Consider the following 19,302-nt stretch of genomic DNA (forward strand, 5'->3'; position numbering starts at 1 on the left):
ATTATAAAATCCCAATTTCTTTAAAGAATTTTCGATAAGCCTCTGCTTTCTTTTCTAGTGCCAATGGATAAGCTCTAGAAGACGATGGTAGACGGTATAAATTAATGTTACGTCCTGCAAAGTAAGTCGAGGTAGACATTCCTATAAGCGGTTTTTCAGTGTGTTCGGGTAAAACAGAAATTAAGGTGTCAGTCGCTTTATCGCCAGTGGTCATAATGGTCTGACATAAAGGAATCTGCTGAAGCAAAACAGCAAGATCTGTGGGCGTTACGATTTCAAGAAACTTATCTGCAGCGTTCCCCTTCAACCTTTTAATTTGGTAAGCCGTATCAAAGATTGCAATGCCAGTATCAATCAAGAAGTTTCGGATACGTTCTTCATTAAAATTTTTTTGGCTTTCACTTAAAAAGTAATTTTTATCTTGGAAAAAGATCAAACCAAAAATACGCCACATGTCATTTTGGAAATTTGGATAGTAAAAGTCCATCTTCCATTTATTACGTGGGGGTGGAAAACTGCCTAACATTAATAAACGAGCATTTTCAGGTAAAAATGGTTCAAGTGGATGTGTTTCTATCTCAATTATCATAAAAAATCAGTAGTTAGTTAAAAAACTTATAAACAAATTAACCTATTTTCTAGTTAATCTCGAGTCATGAAATGCAATTTCTCTTCATTAAAGCGTTAAAGGATGTCACAAAAGCAAGCATTGTTGAAGAATACTTATTTTAAAAATATTTTTTGTTCTTAGGTAAGTGCATTGAGGAGAAACATATTTATACTTCACCTCAATCACTTAGAAATATTAAGAATATTCTCACAGAAAAACGATTAAGAATTAAGGACTTTAAAAACTTTACCAGTTCTTGGATGAGCAAAAGTATTATCTTGGTCTAAATTGATGACTTTATCCGAAATCACAATTTTAGAAAGTGGTAACCAATTCTGCTCTTGTTCAGTTTGAACAAAGTTTTTTTCATAAATATTTTCATATATTTGTTCAACAACGATTTCCATTCCACACATACTTTTAGCATTCACTTCTTTTAAAATATGGCGCTTTGACATTCTAGTCTCCATTTTTTTATTATCCGCATCGCTCATAATAAAGACTCCACTGATACAATATGTAAATTTTAATAATGAAAGTGTTTTTTTTGTTTTAATCATATTTTCGTAATAATTAAATGAATAGTTGAGTAATTATTTAATTTAAAGATTATTTTTAAGTTAAACGATGAAAAGTAAAGATTACTGATAAATTTTTAATTTTAATAAAAAATTAAAGGGTTCATTAACTGAACCCTTTTTTATTTAATTCTAAACTTGTACTGCATTATCAAGCGAACTATCGTCTTTATTTTTAGCAGTGTCTTTACTCATCATTGTGTCAGTATCGCTATCTGTGTTAAAGCTCTTACTATTTTTTTGCTTTTTCTTGTACATACACATGCCAATCGCAATACCTGTTCCCAACACTATAATTGATTTCAACATTTTGCACCTCTTTGATTAATGGAGTAACTTTTGAGCAATTAGCTTAAATTAATAGCACAAATTTTGTTATTTAAAGGCTTTCATTTGCTCCGCTTTTGTAAGGTGTTTATTTTTTATGTTAATTGAAGAGTAAAATATTCTGAAAAAATAAATTTTGATACAAAGCAAAAAGCCTATTCTAAAAAAGAACAGGCTTTTTACTGTATTTCAGGATTAAGCAGTATTATGAATTGCTTTAAGCAATCTTATTATCTTTAAATACAATACAACTGTATTTAATGCTGAACTTTTAGTCAAGATGGAATTGAGTGATTTTACTAATAATTAGTAATTATTGTGATGAATGTCGCTTTATTTGCTTAAGATAAGAAAAAACCCACTTCTACTTCTCATGAAGAAATGGGTGATGTGAAAACCACAAAAGACCTGAAATACCAAATGTTCTTACATTCAGTAAGGTTAAGTGTAGTGAATATACCGAATGGTTGACAATTAAACTATTTGTATTTTTTTTAGTCATTTCGGCCAATAAAAACAGTGAATGATTTTACAGATTAATTCTGTTTAGTCGTTCATTTCATTATTGACCAAAAATTCTATGAAGTACCCGTATCCAATTATTCATACATATATTTTCAATTAGCATTTTAGAGTAACCACGCTGTTGCATACCTTCAATTAAACGATGTAGGCCAGTTACATCTTCAAGTTCAGTACCAATAAGTGCACCGTCAAAATCCGATCCAAAACCTACGTGTTCTTCGCCTAAATGATTCATTAAATATTCTAGATGTTCCAAAATTACATCTATGGATGTATCCGCATTGCGTTGCCCATCCGACCGTAAAAAAGCAACATCGAAGTTTACCCCAACCATACCTTTACTTTCCTGAATTGCTTTGAGCTGTGGGTCAGTTAAATTACGTGCTTGAGGACATAAAGTATGTGCATTAGAGTGCGTTGCTACAATTGGCTGCTGCAATATATCTACAGTATTCCAAAAAGCTTTCTCATTCATGTGTGAAACATCAATCACCATTTTTTTATTGGCGCAGCGTTTTATAAAATCTTTGCCATCGACAGTAAGGCCTGCTCCAGTGTCGGGTGAGTGAGGAAACTTAGCATTTAAACCATGCCCAAAACGACTAGGTCTATTCCACAGTGGGCCAATACTACGCAGACCTTTTTCATAAAATATATCGAGTAAATCAGGATTTTCTTGTAAAGCTTCAGCTCCTTCCATATGCAACAAAATTGCTAGCTTTTGCTCTACTAAGCAATCCTGAATATTTTGAACCGATGTACAAATTTTAATATTTTTAGAGCGGTGACCAAGTTGCTGAGCTAAATCGAGTTGTTCCAAGCAAATTTGTTCAATTTGCTGTTGTGTAAAATCAGAAGTATTTTGATCAAATAGTTTATTGGCATGATGCTGTTGAACATAACTATAGGGGGGTAAAAAAATCGCAAACATCCCCCCCATAAAACCAGCTTGTTGACAGCGTTTTAGATCAAGATGGCCCGCTAGGCGTTCATGAATAAAAGCATGTACTGGATCTGAATGATCACTTAGCCATAAACGTGTTAGAGCATCATTATGCCCATCGAAAACTGGAATATGGCTAGGCTTCATAAGTATTCCTATTACTTGCTATATGTCTGTAATCGTGTGGACTGGAATATTTTGTGTGGCGCTTAAAGACTTAGAGTTTCGACTATTACGGAAAACTAATTGTTGTAGAGGTGCAGCCAACTGACTTTCTTCGCGTGCTTGTTCAATCATTTGATGATACGGCGATTTCCCGCATACAGGATCGGCATTAGCTGCGTCTCCAGTCAGCATATAGGCCTGACAACGACATCCACCAAAATCACGATCTTTATCTGGGCAACTACGGCACCCTTCCGGCATCCATGCATCGCCACGGAAATGATTAAACCCCGTTGATTTGTACCAGATATCTGACAATTTATGTTCGCGGACGTTTGGAAATGAAATCGGCAATTGTCGTGCTGCGTGGCAAGGCAACGCCATACCGTCTGGAGCAACTGTAAAGAAGATTTTACCCCAACCATTCATACAGGCTTTTGGTCGCTCTTCATAATAATCAGGTACTACAAAAATGAATTTGCAAGGATGATTTTGCGCTTTTAATTTTTCTCGATATTCATTGGTAATCCGTTCTGCACGGGTCAGTTGCTCTTGGGTTGGTAATAGACCTTGGCGATTTAAAAAAGCCCAACCGTAAAACTGACAAATTGCTAACTCAACTGTATCTGCATTAAGTTCTAGGCAAAGTTCAATGATTTGTTCTATCTGGTCAATGTTATGTCGATGAATAACAAAGTTAAGCACCATTGGGTAATCATACTTCTTAACTAGTCGGCACATTTCATACTTTTGTTCAAAAGCATGCTTTGAACCTGCTAAGGCATCATTTACCACAGGGTCACTCGCTTGGAAGCTCACTTGAATGTGATCTAAACCCGCTTGCTTTAAATCAGCAATGCGTTGTTCGGTAAGGCCCATACCCGAGGTAATTAAGTTGGTATAAAAGCCTTGTTGATGAGCATGTGCAACGAGTTGTTCTAAGTCCTGACGTACCAGCGGTTCACCGCCAGAAAAACCAAGTTGAACAGCACCCATCTGACGTGCTTGATCAAAAACATCGAACCACTCTTGGGTGGTCAGTTCATTTTTATGCTGAGCGTAGTCTAATGGATTTGAGCAATATGGGCATTGTAGCGGACAACGATACGTGAGTTCCGCTAATAACCATAAAGGTAGGCCAACACCTTCTGTCATACTAAATCAATCCAGTGTTGTTGCTTTGCGACTAGCATGTAATCCACTACATCCTGATCAATTTCAGCAATATCACCAAATTTTTGCTTTAAATGAGCAATAATTGCAGAAACATTTTGCTGCCCATCAATATATTGTCCGATTGCCCCTGCACTTTCATTTAACTTAATCATGCCTTCAGGATATAAAATCACAAAACCATTTTGAGCTGGCTCGAACTGAAAACGGTAACCTTGTCGCCATGTCGGCACAAGGTTTAAATCAAATTGCTCTTTATTCATTTAAATAGTCCTTTGTGCCAAACCCGTTTACTTGTCACACTGTGATACGGTGCTTCATTGTGAACATATGCCAAAGTTAAAGCATCTAAAATGCTCCATAAAATATCCAGCTTAAACTGCAATATTTCAAGCATTCGTTCTTGTTGCTCAAAAGTTGTAAATGAATCAAGCGTAATTGTTAAACCATGTTCAACATCACGGCGCGCCTGACTTAAACGAGAACGAAAATATTCATAGCCTTTATCATCAATCCATGGGTAGTGCTGCGGCCATGAATCAAGACGTGATTGGTGAATTTGTGGGGCAAAAAGTTCAGTTAACGAGCTGCTTGCTGCCTCACGCCATGAGGCACGGCGTGCGAAATTTACATAGGCATCTACTGCAAAACGGACACCAGGTAATACGAGTTCTTCAGAAATAACTTGTTCACGACTCAAGCCCACAGCTTCGGCTAATCGTAACCATGCTTCTCGTCCACCGCCATCAGGATATTCACCATCTTGATCGATCATGCGTTGAATCCATTCTTGACGGACTCGTTGGTCAGGGCAATTTGCCATAATGGCCGCATCTTTAAGCGGAATATTAATTTGATAGTAATATCGGTTTGCTACCCAAGCTTGAATTTGCTGTTGATTTGCTCGGCCTTCATACATCATCACGTGAAATGGATGATAGATATGATAATACTGGCCTTTTTCGATAATGGCTTGTTTGAATTGCTCGGTCGTCAAAGCTTCAGGTGTTTGAGTCATGTTTCACCTTAGAGTTCAATCTGCATGCCATCATAGGCAACCTCTACACCATTTGCTTTAAGCTCAGCAAACTGGCTAGAGTTTTCATTTAAAATTGGATTGGTGTTGTTAATATGAATCAGCACTTTTTTAGGTGTGGTTAGCTGATTTAAATAAGACAGTGAACCACCTTCGCCACTAATATATAAATGCCCCATTTCACGGCCAGTTTTCGTTCCAACCCCTGTCTGTTGCATTTCATCATCTGTCCAAAGCGTACCATCAATCATGACGCAGTCTGAACTCTGCATAATCTGCATGATTTGATCGTCAATTTTTCCAAGACCCGGTGCATAGAACAACTGTTTTTGCGTTTTATGATCTTTGATAATTAAAGCAATATTGTCGCCATCATGTGGGTCATGTCGATGCGGTGAATATGGCGGTGCAGCACTTTTAATAATTAAAGGTAAAAATTCTAAATTTTCGAAACCATCAACTTTAAAGGCTTGCGTAGGATTAATCTCATGGTATTGAAGACCACCATTCCAGTGTTTGAGTATATTAAAAACAGGAAAGCCACTCGTTAAATCTTGGTGGACCATTTCTGTACACCATACATTCATTGGACAACCTTCACGTAAGGTTAAAAGCCCAGTGGTATGGTCTAACTGACTGTCCATTAAAATAACGCTCGTTATTCCTGTATCACGCAATTTACGTGCTGGTTGAGCTGCTTTAAATTCGAAAAGTTGCTGCCGAATATCAGGTGATGCATTTAATAAAACCCAATCTGTCCCATTTTCAGAAACAGCAATTGATGATTGAGTACGGGCTTTGGCTTGGATTGTACCTGTGCGCACACCGTGACAATTCGGGCAATTACAATTCCACTGCGGGAACCCGCCTCCAGCAGCTGAACCTAAAACATAAATATACATAAAATTAATATCTTATTAGAAAGAGATAAGCCCTAGAGCAAGACTAGGGCTTATAACATATTTGGATGAAACTGATTAACGTGCTTCGAAGTACATTGTAACTTCAAAACCAATGCGTAAATCAGTAAAAGCTGGTTTAGTCCATTGCATAAATTATCTCCGGTTCATATTAATCTTGTGAAATGAATCACTTGATTAAGATTTTAAGGCAATTAAAAATTTATTTTAAATAATAAAAGTAGTTTTGTAGATAATCTCTAGACAATATATTGTTCGATAATTGTGTTTTTTGTCCAAATTTTAGCAATCTTATTATTTTGGGAAAATTATTTTATTAATATTTATAGTCTTTTTAAAGAAATTATATTTACTTTTATTAACTATAAAGATTAGCTCAATATTTATTATATCTTTGATAATTATATGAAAATTTTAATGGAAAAATTATGTGTTTAATATTTAAGATATTTTTTAAATAATACTATTTTTTATTAAGTATGCTAATTGTGCAAATTTTATTCTCTTTTAGGTTATATTCATTTTTCATCAAATATTCATACTAAAAACGTATTTTTTATGCGTCTTAATTGATCAAATGATAAGAAAATGAAAAATTTAACAATACTTTTTAAAGTAACAACACTTTCTCTAGCAGTAACGTTATTGGCGGGATGTAATGACGATGATGATAACGACACAGCACCACCTGTCCAAAGAAGCAATCAGACTGTAAATATTTTAGCTTTTAATGACTTTCACGGAAATCTTGAACCTCCTAAGCGTTATGTTGAGGCACCAAATCCAAATGATACTACTCAAACTGTTCGTATTCCTGTGGGTGGGGTTAGTTACTTTGCCGATGCCATTAAAAAACTTAAAGCAGAAAATCCAAATAATGCAGTGGTTTCGGCAGGCGATTTAATTAGTGCTTCGCCTCTAACCTCTTCTTTATTTTTAGATGAACCGACCATTGAAGTCATGAATGATATTCAAATTGACTTTAATGCTGTAGGTAACCATGAATTTGACCGTGGTACAGATGAATTACGCCGTTTAAAGAACGGCGGATGTCAGCAATATACCAGCACTGCCCCATGCCAAATTAATAAAAACTTTAGTGGTGCAAAATTTGATTTCCTTGCTGCCAACGTAGCAATGAAAAGTGATGCCAGCAAAACAATCTTTCCTGCTTATAAAGTCAAAACTTATGGTGGAATTCCAGTCGCGTTTATTGGTTTAACCCTTAAAGCGACCCCAAGTATTGTTTCTGCTGCTGGTATTAAAGACGTTGAATTCCGTGATGAAGCAGATACGGTAAACGCTTTGATTCCTGAGTTACGAAAACAAGGAATTGAAGCCATTGTCGTAGTTGTGCATGAGGGCGCGGCGCCAAGTACGAAGTTTAATGAAAAAACATGTGATGGCTTAAGCGGCCCAATTTTAGGAATTTTGGATAAATTAAATCCGGCAGTTGATATTGTTGTTTCAGGCCATACACACCAATCTTATATTTGTGACTATTCTACAAAAAATCCGGCAAAACCGTTCTTACTTACTTCGGCTGGACAGTATGGCACACTCATTACTGACATCAAGGTTGAGCTAGATGGTAAAACTGGGGATGTGATTAAAAAGGATGCTAAACAAGTTCCTATACAAAGTGAAGCCTATATGTCTGGTACAACCACTGTAAGCCTTACAGACCTCTATCAAAAATTTAGTAAAACCCCAAGCATTGAAGCCATTTTAGATAAATACCGCCAAGCTGTGACCACTATTTCAAGCCGTGTGGTTGGAACTGCAACAGCAGTAGTAAGTCGTACTCAAGTTGAAAGTGGTGAAAGTCCGCTCGGTATTATGATTGCCGATGCTCAGCAAGCGGCTGCCCTAAAAGCAAGTAACCAAGGCTCTGATTTTACCTTAATGAATCCAGGTGGTGTACGTGCTGATCTGCTCATCAATAGCAGTAACCAGATTACCTTTGGTGATGTTTTTGCAGTTCAGCCCTTTGGCAACTCTATTGTGACTTTGAGCTTAACTGGCAAACAGATTAGAGATGTGCTTGAGCAGCAATGGTCAGGTGCAAATGCAAACTCACCTAGAATTTTACAACCATCTAAAGAATTAAGTTATCAATATGCGGCAAATGCGGCTGTTTCACCAAGAGCAAGTAACATCATGGTCGCTGGTTCACCGTTGGTTGACAGTAAAATATACCGCGTGACGGTAAATAGTTTCTTGGCAGATGGAGGTGATAACTTCACCGTATTAAAAGATGGTCAAAACCGTGTAGGTGGTGGTCAAGATATTGATGCCCTTGAAAGCTATGTCGCTAAGAATTCACCTTTAATTATTCCAGCTACAACACGTATTAAAGTCATCAAATAGTAAATTTAATAAAAAAGGACAGTTTAGGCTGTCCTTTGGTTTTTATTCGTAGTTCTTATTCTGTATAGAGATTAAGTTCAATACTACTGATATTGGTTCCTGTATTCGCAAAAATAACATCTATGACTTCATGCAGTAACTCTTTTACTTTTTCATGTTCATAACTGGTTGCTTCTGCCGTTTTTAGACAAATCAAGTTACAGCTCATTTTATCTTTTCTGATCTTATAAATACTTTTACTTTTTCCTAAGAACACTCTTTTGATGAGTTTACGATTTTCAAATTCAGATAAGATTCGATAAATTGTTCCAAGCGTAATTTTATGTTCATTTTTAATTTGTGCATAAATACTTACCGCGCTTAAGCCTTGTGGATTTTGATTTAAAATTTCAAAAACCTGAATTCTCGATTTTTTTATTGGTAGTCCATTTAATAATGATTTTGATGTTGCCGTCATGATTAATTAGCCTTAATGTTGAGAAGTATAGAAATTTTTAAAATTATTTTGTCTATACTTACTTGAAAATTATGGATATTTGTACGTTAAAAAGCAAAGCCTATTCCCCTATGAATAGGCTTTGCCCTTCGTTTTACCTTAGAAACTATAAGTCGCTTTTACAAAATAATTACGGCCATAAAGTTTGGTATTAAAGGTTTTATTTTTATCTTCCAGATCAACATCGGTCAGGTTTTTCACACCATAGTCCAATGTTAAGCGTGGTGAAAGTGGTGAAGTAAATGTCACGTCATAAGTGGTATAAGCTGGTAACTCTTTAGTTGCAGAGTACATTTGCTTACCAACGTAGCTTACCCCTGCATTTACACGGAAGTCTTCAACGGGTGCCCAAGAAATTGAACCATTAGCCAGCCATTCTGGTCGTTCAGTTAAATCTTGACCTGTCGTTTTATTTTTTGCATCAAGATAAGTGGCATTTGCCTTAACACCTAAATTATCTGTGAAATCATAACCACCTGTAAGTTCAACACCTTTAAGCTCTGCACGACTTACATTAGTCCAGATTTTTCTAAAATCACCCACTAAACGCGGGTCTCCATTACTTAAGGTAATGGCTTCGATCAGGTTCTTCACATCATTTTGGAAAACGGTAACACCAGCATTCCAGTTTGGACGGGTTACAATTAAGGATGCTTCATAGTTGGTGCTTTCTTCTGGCTCTAAGTCAGGATTGCCTCGAATGTGACAACTACCACCACATGAAATCATTGAGTAATTGATGTCTAACTGTGCAGGAGCCGGAACTTTATAAGCTTGGCCTACACCACCTTTTAGCACAACACCTTCCGCGAGTTCATAGGACAAATAGGCTTTACCAGTCGATTTACCATCGAAGTCATCAAAGTCGTCGTAACGGCCGCCTAAAGTTAAAGTCAGTGCATCATTAATATGGGTATCGTTTTGAACAAATACACCGTAGCTCTTCTGCTGGTTTTTTCCAGTGCCGATATAGCTCACAACGTCTGTAATTTTTTGGTCTTTATAATCAAAACCTGCTGTGGTGTTATTCATCAGCCAATCAAAGTTAGCAAAGGCACGACCAATTAAATTTTCTTGCTTATATTGACGGTTTTGTGGCGCATCATATTCGCTATCGTAGTCAGAAATTTTAGCTGTTTCTTTACCAATGTAAGCTTCTGTTTTACCCCAACCCCATTTTCCACGGTGAGCAATTCCCACATTGGTTCGTTTCATTTCTGATTCTTGAATTGAAGTTGCCGCATCTTGGGTCAGTGGGCGTTTATCGTTGTTATAACCCAAATCTAGGTCTAAAGTTTGTTGGTCATTAATATTCCAACTTAATGTACCGTTTACGTTTTTAGTATCTTTTTCTACAAAGTAAGCCCCATCTGGATCTGGTTTGCCATTTCGGTACCATGCATCACGGTTATAGGCATCTCCTGCCAAAGTAAAACTTAGATTGTCGGTTAAACCGCCGTATAAGTTAAATCCGTAACGGAATTGCTCTTTACCATTTCCGCGGTCTGCTCGATTATATTGGCCAAAGACCGAACCATGCAGCTGCCCATCCTCGGCTTTCTTGGTAATAATATTGATGACTCCGCCCATGGCATCTGCTCCATAGAGCGACGACATTGGTCCTCGAATCACTTCTACTCGTTCAATACTATTTAAAGGGATTGCGCTCCAGTCAAAGTCATTACCTCGCCACATGGCACCATTAGATGACATACGCTTACCGTTAAGTAGGATGAGTGTGTAGTTTCCCGATGTATTTAGCATTCCCCGTATAACGATTTTATCTTGTCCGCTGTTGTAGTTATAAACCCCAGCTTGTTTTTGTAAAACATCAGCAAGACTGAGCGCCGCACTACGTTCAATCTCTTCACTCGTGATCACACTAATGGAAGCAGGTGCTTTATCTACATCTTGTTCTTTTAATGCAGCGGAAACCACAATCGTTTTAAGTTTTTGAACTGATTCATTATTACTCGGCTGTTCACTATCTGTATTTGCTTGAACTGCAAACGGAAGCAGTGTTGAGATGGCGACCACCAGCGCCTTTTTAGTTAACGTCATTTCTCGGCCCTTATTCTGGATAATAATTACCATATGATAATTGTTATCATTTATGATGTGCCGAGCATCATATACTCATGACTTTTACTGTTCAAGATAAAAATAATTATTAGTTATATAATGATAATCATTATTGTTTGTGATTTAAAAAAGCGTTAACATGGCACTTTCGTGTGCCTAAAAACCTATTTAAAACAATCTTAAAGTAGACATAACAATGCTCTCTCGATTTTTTATCTACCACCCTATCTTTGTTTCTGTCATTGCAATTACTATTCTTATTTTTGGTTTTTTTGCCACTTTAGCCATGCCGGTCGAACGCTATCCAAACCTTGCACCACCCGGTGTCACGGTCGTGGCGAACTACCGTGGTGCAGCTGCTGACACTGTAGAAGAAAGTGTGACCCAAATTTTAGAACAACAAATAAAGGGTCTGGATAATTTGCTGTACTTTACATCCCATAGTGAATCGTCCGGAACGAGCAGCATTGATATTCATTTTAAAATTGGCACAGATATCGATAAAGCACAGCTCCAAGTACAAAACCGAATTAATAGTGCCTTAAACCGTTTACCTGAGGAAGTTCAAAGACAAGGCGTAAACATATGGAAGACCACGGGCGATATGCTGCTGATTGTGGGGCTATATGATGAAACTGGTAAAACCAGCAATATTGATTTGTCTGATTATATGGTGAATCACTTTGAACAACCTTTAAGTCAATTACAAGGGATTGGTGAAGTTGATGTTTTTGGTTCAAGTTATGCCATGCGCATTTGGTTAAACCCAAATCAGCTTAGAAATTACCAACTTGTGCCGAGTGATATTGAAAAGGCCCTCGAAGATTATAATACCCAAATTGCTGCTGGTTCGATTGGTGCAATGCCCTCTGCTTCTGATCAAAATATTTATGCAAAAGTAAAAGCAGGTTCGCGCTTAAAAACAATTGATGACTTTAAATCGGTGGTGGTTAAAGCAAATGTTGACGGTAGTCTTGTTTATTTAAAAGATGTCGCGAGAGTCGAATTAGGGGCAGAAAATTACGAAAGCATTAATACACTTAATGGCTATCCGTCGGCAGGTTTAGGAATTTCTTTAAGCCCCGATGCCAATGCAATCGAGACTTCTGCTCTTATTAAAGACAAAATGGCTCAGCTTAGCCAACATTTACCAGCGGGATATAAAGTTGTTTATCCACGAGACAATACGCCATTTATCGAAGAATCTATTAAGCAGGTCATGATCACTTTGCTTGAAGCAATCGTACTTGTCGTTATTGTCATGTATCTCTTTTTGCAAAATTGGCGTGCAACTCTTATTCCAACCATTACCGTTCCGATCGTCATTAGTGGCACATTTGTAGTGTTATATCTCTTTGGGATGAGCATTAACACGCTTACGCTATTTGCACTGGTTTTAGCAATTGGATTATTGGTTGATGACACGATTGTAGTCGTGGAAAATGTTGAGCGGCTTATGCACGAACAACAGCTAAGTGTACGTGAAGCTTGTTTAATGTCGATGCAAGAGATTAGCGGCGCATTGGTAGGTATTACGTTGGTTTTAACCGCAGTATTTATCCCAATGGCTTTTTTTAGTGGTTCGACCGGTATGATTTACCGTCAGTTTTCTATTACATTAGCAGCAGCTATGTTGTTATCGCTATTTGTAGCCATGACCATTACGCCAGCAATGTGCGCAGTTCTATTAAAAAAACAGCATAAAAAACCGAAATGGGGACAAATGCTTGAGCTTGCTCTTGAAAAAGTCAGATCAGCTTTTAGTTTTTTATCGGTTCGCTTAACTCAATTTAAAGTATTTTCCATTCTATTGGTTGTGGGTATAGCGGTTATTTTATTTATGATTTACCGCAGTTTGCCTACAAGCTTTATTCCAAATGAAGATCAAGGACTGCTGGCTGTGCCTTATAGTTTGCATAACAGTGCTTCAATGAGCCAGACGGAAGAAGTTGGAAGACTCGTCAATAATTATTTTTTTGAACATGAAGCCAAAAATATTAATACCGTACTGGTCGTAAATGGGCAAAATTTTTCAGGGAGCGGTCCAAATTTGGGTATGGCCTTTGTTTCACTCAAACACTGGAATGAACGCAAAGGTGAAGCCAATACGGCGAGTGCTATTCGTGAACGTGCCCAAGCATATTTACAAAAGAACTTACCCGCTAAAGTCATGGTAGGAATGCCGCCAAGTGTATCTGGTTTAGGTCAGTCTGATGCTTTAGAGCTTTGGCTTAGAGATGTAAATGGTCAAGGGCGCGATGAATTAATTAAACAATATAAAGCCTTAGAAAAAGAATCTCAGAATTATTCAGCCTTTGAAAATCTAAGCCCTCTGGTAAGTGAAGATAAAGCCGAAGTATTTATTCAACTCGACCAAAATAAAGCCAAAATGTTAGGAATTGACCAACAAGCAATTCGTTCAACCCTTTCGACGGCTTGGGGTGGAAACTATGTGGGCGATTTTGTTGAACGAGGTCGAATTAAGAGAATCATTATGCAAGGCGATGCAGAGTTCCGTTCTAAACCCGAAGATTTAGCATATTGGCATGTGCGAAATAACTCAGGTGGCATGCTTTCTCTCGCCCATTTTGCGCAAAGTCAGTGGACAGGTGGCCCAGAAGCTCTTACCCGATTTATGGGACTAGCTGCCATTCAACTGGAAGCCAATGTAAGTTCAGGCTTTAGCTCAGGTCAGGCAATGCAACAGTTAAGTGATATGGTCGGTAAACAGTCTGGTATAGATGTCGCATGGAGCGGTCTTTCTTTACAAGAGCAACAATCTAGCCGCCAAGCGATCTATTTATATCTCATTTCTATTTTGTTTATTTTCTTATGTTTGGCTGCCTTGTATGAAAGCTGGAAAGTTCCTTTTATTATTTTATTAGGGCTTCCTCTAGGCATTACAGGCACTATTATTTTTGCTTGGATTTTTAAGTTACCTAACGATGTTTACTTTCAAATTGCCCTATTAACGGGTATTGGCTTATCTTGTAAAAATGCGATTCTCATTGTTGAGTTTGCGACTCAAGCACTCAAACAAGGAAAAAGTAAAATCGATGCGGCAAGTGAAGCTTTGAAACTGCGTTTACGTCCGATTTTGATGACATCTCTTGCCTTTGGTGCGGGTGTGGTTCCTTTAATTTTTGCAACTGGTGCAGGCGCTGCGAGTAGATATGAAATTGGAATGAGCGTATTCGGTAGTGTTGTGTTTGGTACACTACTGGTACCGCTATTTACTGTGTTCTTCTTTGTTGTGGTTCATAGTTTACCGAGTTTTCAGTGGTCAATGAGCAAACTATGGTTGAGCCGAACTTTGAGATTTAACGACCGTATAAAAAGGATAATACCTCCTTTTAAAGATTAAAATAAAAAAATGGCAGATATTAAATCTGCCATTTTTTTATTCTTTAAATTTAAGCGACTAGCTTATCAATCCAAACTTCTAAGGTTGGTTGTTCAGCCAAATCTTCAAAACTCACCTGTGCGCCGTAAGCTTGCCATTTACCCACTAATGTCATGAGTCGTACCGAATCAAGCCCAAGCATGAGCAAATCATCATTTAATTGAATGTCTGATGCAGGAATCTGAAGCTGTTCGCTCACCGCCAAAACAATACCTTCTTGAGTGAGGGGTGATGCCGCTTGTTCAAGCGCCCAAGCTCGTGTGACCTGTTGAGTTGTCATCACTTGCCCACAACGTGTACTTGCGTATTTTAAAGCCATATCGTGTTCTTCACGGCTAAAATCAGCGAGCGCATCTCCACATAAGAACGGTTGGATATTTAGCATAAAGGCTTCCGCTGCACTCATAAGACAGCCAATATGAGCATAAACACCACAAATGATGAGCTGGTCGCGGTTTGACTCACGCATGAGTTGTTCAAGTGGAGAAAACTTAAATGCGCTATAACGCCATTTTGTTAAGACAGTATCATTTTTTTGAGGAGAAATTTCCGGCAAAATTTGAGTGATTTTCGGATCATCTTTTAGTCCAGTTCCCCAAAAGTCAGTTAATAACTGACGATGTTCAGGTGTCTGGTTACCAGGCTGTGCAGTATAGACCACAGGGATATTAAACTTACGCGCAGTTTCAATCAGTTCTTTGGTATTTTTAATGAGCTCTGGAATAGGCGCTTGAGTTTGATCATAAAAATCTAAAAAATATTGCTGCATATCATGTACTAATAAAACAGCGCGATTGGTATGCAACTGCCAAGATGTTTTATTCGCCGTAAATTCGTGGGCTTGTGGCATGCTGTAACTAGCAATTTTAGGAATACTCATCAAATTTTTCCTTTTTTATCTTTAAGCAAGAACATTGGTGTTAGTTTCAAGTTGTTGACGTAATCTTTTTTTGTCGATTTTTCCAAAGGCTGTATATGGAAATTGCTCGATAAATTCGACCCGATCGGGAATTTTGTAGGTAGCAAGTCCATAGTCTTTCAGATGTTGACGAACTGACATTGCAAGGCGAATTTGGCTTGGGTCATCACTTTGTGCTTGCCATGCAACAAAGGCACAGCTTTTTTCCCCCATAATCTCATCAGGCATAGCGACCAGTGCTGCTAAGCGAATTTGTGGATGAGTTAATAAAGCTTGTTCAACCTCTTCAGTCGCAATTTTTTCACCAGCGCGATTGATTTGTTCTTTTGAACGCCCTTCTACCACAATGCAGCCATCTTCGCGGATACGCACTAAATCGCCTGTTCGATAAAAACCATCTGGTGTAAAAGAACGTGCATTGTGCTCAGGTGCTTGATAATAGCCGCGAATGGTATAAGGCCCACGAGTCAGCAAATGCCCTACTTCTCCAGCGTCTACTGGCTGATCGTTATCATCCAGCACCAAGATTTCATCATCTTGTGAGATTTTTAAACCTTGGGTATGAACGATTTGCTCTTTCGTCATCCCAAAACGGGTGTAGTTCACCAGTCCTTCAGCCATACCAAAGACTTGTTGTAGATTGACTTGAAATTCATCAATTAGGCGTGAGGCAACGGCATCGGGTAAACGTGCTCCACCGACTTGCAAACAACGTAAAGTCGATAATATTGAATCTTGTTCTTTCGCTGCTTTATCCATCCAAGGTCGAACCAAAGCAGGAACTAAACAGGCATCGGTTACGGCGTGTTTCTTGATTAATGAAAAAGCAGTTTCAGGGCTTGGATCAGTTCCTAAAACCACAGCTCCGCCCGAATAAAAAATGCCTAAAGAACCAGCCGAACTCATTGAAAAGTTATGTGCCGCGGGTAAAACCATGAGTAAGCGCGATGACTGATTGAGACGGCAGATTTTTGCGCTTTCGCGTACGCTATATAGATAGTCATCATGGGTACGTGGAATCAGTTTAGGAACACCAGTACTTCCACCTGAAAGTTGTAAGAAAGCAACCTGATCTGCCGTAGTAGGCGAAATCGCTGTATCCAAAATACTGGTTTCTTTTAATAGATCTTGAATGGCTATAAATTTGCCGGCATTTCCAAGGACAAATACATGTTGTAAGCAAGGAGCAGTTTGCTGAAGCTTTTCGGCAAGTTCTCGGTAGTCAAATTTTTGTGCTCCAAAATCAGCACAGAAATAAGCTTTTGCTTGAGTTTGTTTAAAAAAACTGCTGAGTTCTGCATAGCGATGTGCAGGTAAAGACATCACAGGTAAAGCACCAAGCCGAATCAGTGCAAAAAATAAAATATAGAACTGATAGTGATTCGGCATCTGTACAACCGCTTTATCACTCGCTCTTAGTCCATGTTGATATAAGTGGCTGGTACAGTAATCAACTAAATGATCAAACTGAGCGTAACTGACGGCTTTATCCCCATCATATACAGCAATATTTTCTGGGTATTTTTGAGCACTTTCACGCAAGAAATCACTCAAGTTTTGCCCAAGCCAATAACCTTTTTTACGGTAAATCTCAGCAAACTCTGCTGGATATGGCACGGCGCCATCCAGATAAACCTGTGTTGTCATGTATTTGGTCCTTGTATTGGCAATTGATTGGGTGAAATCTGGAATCCATCCAGTACAGTACGAAATTTAGCGGCAGTTTCAGCATGTTCAGCTTGCGGACTAGAAGCTTCCACAATCCCTGCACCAGCAAATAAACGGGCAATATTTTGATAAATTCGGGCACAGCGAACAGTCACCGACCATTCACCATTACCTTGTTCATCTGCCCAGCCCATAGTTCCTGCAAATAATTCACGGTTAAATGGTTCAAGTTGTTGAATTAATTCTTTAGCAATTGGACTAGGCTCTCCACAAATTGCGGGTGTTGGGTGTAAGCGTTCAATTAAGTCAAAAACATGAGTATCGGCTTTCTTAAGTTCGCCGGTGATATGGGATGCCAAGTGCCAGAGGCGTTTGGTACGAATGAGGGATGGTTGTTTTGGTACTTGTAATTGCTTGCAAAAAGGTGTGAGCTCATCGGCAATCATTTCGATGACGAGAGCATGTTCACGTTGATCTTTTTGTGAAGCCAGTAATGCTCTGGCATTGTTTTGGTCTACGGTTGGGTCATCATCACGAGCCAATGTACCGGCAACCGGTTTACTCCAGATTTTTGTATTTTGCTTTGCAATTAAGAGTTCGGGGCTTGCACCGACAAACCACCCTTCACTTTGAGGATGCCTCGCAACTGCATAGTTATAGCCTTCGGGATTATGCTTAGCTAAGTTATAAAATAAGTCCGAGACAGGAATATTTTGTTCAAATTCAAGTTGTAAAATACGAGCAAGTACGGCTTTATCGAGTTTTTTTGCTTGCATTTGTTGAACTAAATACTCAACTTGCTGTTGGTAATGTTCACCTAAAGGGAAATAATCCGCCTTTTCTAAAGATAAAAAACCAAAATCAATATCAGATTGTGCATAGAGTACTTTCTGATAGATTTTTGCATTTTTCATGAGCATTAAATTGACATCGGCTGCCGAGCAAAATGGTAGTCCACCCATAATTTTGACGTCTTTATAACCGTCATTTATTGCATGCTGTAATTGAGTTCGCGCTTCATCTAGCCAATCTTTTAAAAGGCTATTTTTAGCGACCTGAATATCTCGTAATTTTTGATGGCTATTGATGGTGTATTCTGGCGTGGTAAAAATAAAACCTGCGTCATTTCCACAATTTAAAATTTCTTGCGCTAGTGCAACGCGGCTTTCAGTAAAATTTTCTCGTTGGATAAAATACGGATGCTGTGCCGACATCTCGCAACTCCTTATCAGTTATTTTGTTGTAATGAATGGATGTTTAAACGCCTAAAGTGGCTCCTCCATCAACCACAATTTCTTGCATGGTAATTTGTGCAGCTTGATCAGAAAGTAAAAAACTCACCGTATTGGCAATATCTTCAGGTTGGGCTAATTTCCTTAAGGGAATGCCTGTACGGTATTGGCTTAAATCTCCATCGATTACCGCAGGCGGAGGCGAATTATCTGTCCAAAGCTGCTGCTGCATTTGAGTTAGCGTAGAGCCTGGTGAAACAATATTAAGCCTGACTTGATGAGGTGCAATTTCAAGCGCAAGATTACGGCAGTAATGGCTCAATGCAGCTTTTGTAGTTGCATACATGCCAAGTTGTATACGTGGCATCCGTGAACTATTTGAGCTAATCGTGACAATACTTCCCTGCTTTTTTTCACAAAAATGCTTGGCCAGTTGTTGACTAATCGCAATAGGTGCCATGACATTTACTGCGAAAAGTGTTTGCCAGTCTTCTGTTTTTGCTTCAAGCATAGAACGCATAATCAAAACGCCCGCCGCATTCACTAAACCCGTCACGCTATATTTGTTTAAAATATTGTTAATGAGTTTTGCTGTTGTTTCTTGATCAGTAATATCTTGCTGAAAGCCTTGCCAACGTGAAATTTCACGTTCTTGTAGCTTTTGAGTGATTTCCCATTGTTCTGGGTTTTCCTGTCGGTCAATGCCAATCACTTGATACCCTTGCTGCAATAATTTTTTTGCAATAGCAGCTCCAATACCTCTTGCAGCACCTGTGACTACGATGGTAGAGCTCATGTTTTACTCCAGTTTGACTCGAATATTAAATTGCGCCACATAATTGCAAATAATTATCA

General features: G+C 38.4%; 17 protein-coding genes and 1 pseudogene. 2 read left to right on the forward strand and 16 right to left on the reverse strand.

The genetic code is table 11. The annotated features are described in order from the left end of the window. Position 1 precedes the first annotated feature (1 nt). The 9 genes from SOI81_RS08290 to pqqA form a co-directional block, all read right to left on the reverse strand. Positions 2-589, reverse strand: a complete 588-nt coding sequence (locus SOI81_RS08290; RefSeq protein WP_320541551.1) for a uracil-DNA glycosylase family protein — start codon at positions 587-589, stop codon at positions 2-4. A 242-nt stretch (positions 590-831) separates the two neighbouring features. Continuing rightward, positions 832-1,068 (reverse strand): hypothetical protein, encoded by a 237-nt coding sequence (locus SOI81_RS08295; RefSeq protein WP_239977347.1) that lies wholly within the window; start codon positions 1,066-1,068, stop codon positions 832-834. 252 nt (positions 1,069-1,320) lie between these two features. Then, positions 1,321-1,497 carry a hypothetical protein gene (locus SOI81_RS08300; RefSeq protein ID WP_224991887.1) on the reverse strand — a complete coding sequence of 59 codons (177 nt, stop codon included), beginning with the start codon at positions 1,495-1,497 and terminating at the stop codon, positions 1,321-1,323. Between the two features lie 580 nt (positions 1,498-2,077). Beyond that, positions 2,078-3,130: a dipeptidase gene (locus SOI81_RS08305; protein WP_239977337.1), complete on the reverse strand. Its 1,053-nt coding sequence runs from the start codon at positions 3,128-3,130 to the stop codon at positions 2,078-2,080. 18 nt (positions 3,131-3,148) lie between these two features. After that, positions 3,149-4,303 (reverse strand): pyrroloquinoline quinone biosynthesis protein PqqE, encoded by a 1,155-nt coding sequence (gene pqqE / locus SOI81_RS08310; RefSeq protein WP_239977339.1) that lies wholly within the window; start codon positions 4,301-4,303, stop codon positions 3,149-3,151. Continuing rightward, positions 4,300-4,584 carry a pyrroloquinoline quinone biosynthesis peptide chaperone PqqD gene (gene pqqD, locus SOI81_RS08315; protein WP_239977341.1) on the reverse strand — a complete coding sequence of 95 codons (285 nt, stop codon included), beginning with the start codon at positions 4,582-4,584 and terminating at the stop codon, positions 4,300-4,302. Before pqqD ends, pqqE begins: the two co-directional genes overlap by 4 nt. Next, positions 4,581-5,339, reverse strand: coding sequence for a pyrroloquinoline-quinone synthase PqqC (gene pqqC, locus SOI81_RS08320; protein WP_239977343.1), 759 nt, complete (start codon positions 5,337-5,339; stop codon positions 4,581-4,583). The genes pqqD and pqqC overlap by 4 nt, the downstream gene beginning before the upstream one ends. Positions 5,340-5,347: 8 nt before the next feature. Continuing rightward, complete coding sequence (gene pqqB / locus SOI81_RS08325; RefSeq protein WP_239977345.1) at positions 5,348-6,259, reverse strand: pyrroloquinoline quinone biosynthesis protein PqqB; 912 nt, start codon at positions 6,257-6,259, stop codon at positions 5,348-5,350. A gap of 75 nt (positions 6,260-6,334) precedes the next feature. Then, positions 6,335-6,409 carry a pyrroloquinoline quinone precursor peptide PqqA gene (gene pqqA / locus SOI81_RS08330; protein ID WP_001982218.1) on the reverse strand — a complete coding sequence of 25 codons (75 nt, stop codon included), beginning with the start codon at positions 6,407-6,409 and terminating at the stop codon, positions 6,335-6,337. A 456-nt stretch (positions 6,410-6,865) separates the two neighbouring features. Between pqqA and SOI81_RS08335 the strand changes: the two genes are divergently transcribed. After that, a complete protein-coding gene (locus tag SOI81_RS08335; protein WP_320541552.1) occupies positions 6,866-8,647 on the forward strand; it encodes a bifunctional metallophosphatase/5'-nucleotidase in 1,782 nt (593 codons plus the stop codon). 55 nt (positions 8,648-8,702) lie between these two features. On the opposite strand, the gene SOI81_RS08340 is transcribed toward SOI81_RS08335, so the two are convergent. Then, complete coding sequence (locus SOI81_RS08340; RefSeq protein WP_005305185.1) at positions 8,703-9,104, reverse strand: transcriptional repressor; 402 nt, start codon at positions 9,102-9,104, stop codon at positions 8,703-8,705. Between the two features lie 138 nt (positions 9,105-9,242). After that, positions 9,243-11,204, reverse strand: coding sequence for a TonB-dependent receptor plug domain-containing protein (locus SOI81_RS08345; RefSeq protein WP_239976391.1), 1,962 nt, complete (start codon positions 11,202-11,204; stop codon positions 9,243-9,245). A gap of 217 nt (positions 11,205-11,421) precedes the next feature. On the opposite strand from SOI81_RS08345, the gene SOI81_RS08350 reads away from it, so the two are divergent. After that, positions 11,422-14,589, forward strand: a complete 3,168-nt coding sequence (locus SOI81_RS08350; RefSeq protein WP_239976390.1) for a multidrug efflux RND transporter permease subunit — start codon at positions 11,422-11,424, stop codon at positions 14,587-14,589. 49 nt (positions 14,590-14,638) lie between these two features. Here SOI81_RS08350 and SOI81_RS08355 read toward each other — a convergent pair whose 3' ends face one another. The 5 genes and pseudogenes from SOI81_RS08355 to SOI81_RS08375 all read right to left on the reverse strand — a co-directional run bounded on the left by SOI81_RS08355 (position 14,639) and on the right by SOI81_RS08375 (position 19,243). Then, entirely contained in the window at positions 14,639-14,827 is a 189-nt protein-coding gene (locus tag SOI81_RS08355) for a phosphopantetheine-binding protein (RefSeq protein WP_235823111.1), read from the reverse strand. A 30-nt stretch (positions 14,828-14,857) separates the two neighbouring features. Then, positions 14,858-15,508, reverse strand: a pseudogene (locus SOI81_RS08360) (isochorismatase family protein); the annotation flags it as partial. 21 nt (positions 15,509-15,529) lie between these two features. Further along, positions 15,530-17,194 (reverse strand): (2,3-dihydroxybenzoyl)adenylate synthase, encoded by a 1,665-nt coding sequence (locus SOI81_RS08365; protein WP_239976389.1) that lies wholly within the window; start codon positions 17,192-17,194, stop codon positions 15,530-15,532. Continuing rightward, entirely contained in the window at positions 17,191-18,429 is a 1,239-nt protein-coding gene (locus SOI81_RS08370; RefSeq protein ID WP_320541553.1) for an isochorismate synthase, read from the reverse strand. Before SOI81_RS08370 ends, SOI81_RS08365 begins: the two co-directional genes overlap by 4 nt. A 43-nt stretch (positions 18,430-18,472) precedes the next feature. After that, the gene (locus SOI81_RS08375; protein WP_004792425.1) at positions 18,473-19,243 is read right to left on the reverse strand and encodes an SDR family oxidoreductase; all 771 of its coding nucleotides are present in this window, start codon (positions 19,241-19,243) and stop codon (positions 18,473-18,475) included. Positions 19,244-19,302 lie beyond the last annotated feature (59 nt).

The organism is Acinetobacter pittii (assembly GCF_034067285.1).
In the GTDB taxonomy this organism is placed as follows: domain Bacteria; phylum Pseudomonadota; class Gammaproteobacteria; order Pseudomonadales; family Moraxellaceae; genus Acinetobacter; species Acinetobacter pittii_E.

Excerpts from the sequence above, each read along its gene's own strand:
- SOI81_RS08290 (WP_320541551.1), bottom strand. The coding sequence starts at position 589 with ATGATAATTGAGATAGAAACACATCCACTTGAACCATTTTTACCTGAA.
- SOI81_RS08295 (WP_239977347.1), bottom strand. The coding sequence starts at position 1,068 with ATGTCAAAGCGCCATATTTTAAAAGAAGTGAATGCTAAAAGTATGTGT.
- SOI81_RS08300 (WP_224991887.1), bottom strand. The coding sequence starts at position 1,497 with ATGTTGAAATCAATTATAGTGTTGGGAACAGGTATTGCGATTGGCATG.
- SOI81_RS08305 (WP_239977337.1), bottom strand. The coding sequence starts at position 3,130 with ATGAAGCCTAGCCATATTCCAGTTTTCGATGGGCATAATGATGCTCTA.
- pqqE (WP_239977339.1), bottom strand. The coding sequence starts at position 4,303 with ATGACAGAAGGTGTTGGCCTACCTTTATGGTTATTAGCGGAACTCACG.
- pqqD (WP_239977341.1), bottom strand. The coding sequence starts at position 4,584 with ATGAATAAAGAGCAATTTGATTTAAACCTTGTGCCGACATGGCGACAA.
- pqqC (WP_239977343.1), bottom strand. The coding sequence starts at position 5,339 with ATGACTCAAACACCTGAAGCTTTGACGACCGAGCAATTCAAACAAGCC.
- pqqB (WP_239977345.1), bottom strand. The coding sequence starts at position 6,259 with ATGTATATTTATGTTTTAGGTTCAGCTGCTGGAGGCGGGTTCCCGCAG.
- SOI81_RS08335 (WP_320541552.1), top strand. The coding sequence starts at position 6,866 with ATGAAAAATTTAACAATACTTTTTAAAGTAACAACACTTTCTCTAGCA.
- SOI81_RS08340 (WP_005305185.1), bottom strand. The coding sequence starts at position 9,104 with ATGACGGCAACATCAAAATCATTATTAAATGGACTACCAATAAAAAAA.
- SOI81_RS08345 (WP_239976391.1), bottom strand. The coding sequence starts at position 11,204 with ATGACGTTAACTAAAAAGGCGCTGGTGGTCGCCATCTCAACACTGCTT.
- SOI81_RS08350 (WP_239976390.1), top strand. The coding sequence starts at position 11,422 with ATGCTCTCTCGATTTTTTATCTACCACCCTATCTTTGTTTCTGTCATT.
- SOI81_RS08365 (WP_239976389.1), bottom strand. The coding sequence starts at position 17,194 with ATGACAACACAGGTTTATCTGGATGGCGCCGTGCCATATCCAGCAGAG.
- SOI81_RS08370 (WP_320541553.1), bottom strand. The coding sequence starts at position 18,429 with ATGTCGGCACAGCATCCGTATTTTATCCAACGAGAAAATTTTACTGAA.
- SOI81_RS08375 (WP_004792425.1), bottom strand. The coding sequence starts at position 19,243 with ATGAGCTCTACCATCGTAGTCACAGGTGCTGCAAGAGGTATTGGAGCT.